Origin of the sequence: Vreelandella rituensis (genome assembly GCF_003336665.1) — a bacterium.
Classification (GTDB): Bacteria; Pseudomonadota; Gammaproteobacteria; order Pseudomonadales; family Halomonadaceae; genus Vreelandella; species Vreelandella rituensis.
In genome coordinates this window covers 1-815 of the sequence record NZ_QPIJ01000165.1, presented here as the reverse complement: position 1 = coordinate 815, position 815 = coordinate 1, and the positions used below count along the sequence as shown (strand labels likewise).

At 55.0% G+C, this 815-nt stretch carries 1 protein-coding gene and 1 pseudogene; one reads left to right on the top strand and one right to left on the bottom strand.

Going from position 1 to position 815, the window contains the following annotated elements:
• Nucleotides 1-94 (bottom strand): annotated as a pseudogene (locus tag DU506_RS22410) (IS200/IS605 family transposase); the annotation flags it as partial.
• Between the two features lie 158 nt (nt 95-252).
• Here DU506_RS22410 and DU506_RS21295 point away from each other — a divergent pair.
• On the top strand, nt 253-815 hold a 563-nt coding region (locus DU506_RS21295; RefSeq protein WP_147273817.1), incomplete at its 3' end, for a hypothetical protein.

Genomic DNA, 815 nt, shown 5'->3' with positions numbered 1-815 from the left:
AGACATCACGCCGATATTTCGGGACAAAGACAAGGTGGTAGTGAAGTCGGTAAACGCATGACCTGCCAGTTCTCCAGGGGTACTCGTCACTCATAGTCTTGACTCATTAGGGGTATGGCGCTAGCCTAGAATCATTGTCCTGTTTATGCAACCAGGTCCCTTATGGCACAGCGCGGTTTTTCATTAAGTATCACGAATCGCCTGTCTTCGCGACAGGCGACCGCCTTTGCTCAATGGATAGGCGCCGCGAATGTGCTGCGGAATTATAAGGTGCGCGAGTATCGTGACTTGCTGGCGCAAGGCCGAGGGACCGAGATCAACCAGGCGTACGCCCCGATCAAGCAAGACCCTGACGTTGCCTTCCTGAAAGACATACCCGTTCAAATCCTGCGTAACGCCGCCAGCTCGGCCTATGCCGATGCGGAAGCCGCCCGAAAAGGGATTGCCAAGTTTCCCAAGGTCAAAGGCCGAAACAAGAAACGTAGCGGTATTATCACCAAGGAATTGTTTGATCGTCAGCCTGTCGCAAGCGACAAGACTCAGGTGACGATCTATGACTCGGCAACCAGGAAGCGCACCAAGCTGTTTTCTATCACCGTGCCGTATTCGCCCGCATCACTGAGCAAGCAGTTTGTCATCAGCCGTCAGGGGCGTAGTTTCTCGTTCTCCGGCTCACTGGATGATGGTCAGACCCACCCTGACAACGAGGCGCTACTCAACGACGTTGCGTACCTCGATGACGACAAGCTGCTGGGTTATATCACCGGCCTGGACGGCGGTGTTGCCCGCCCCCTTCAGGCCTGCAATGGCACGAT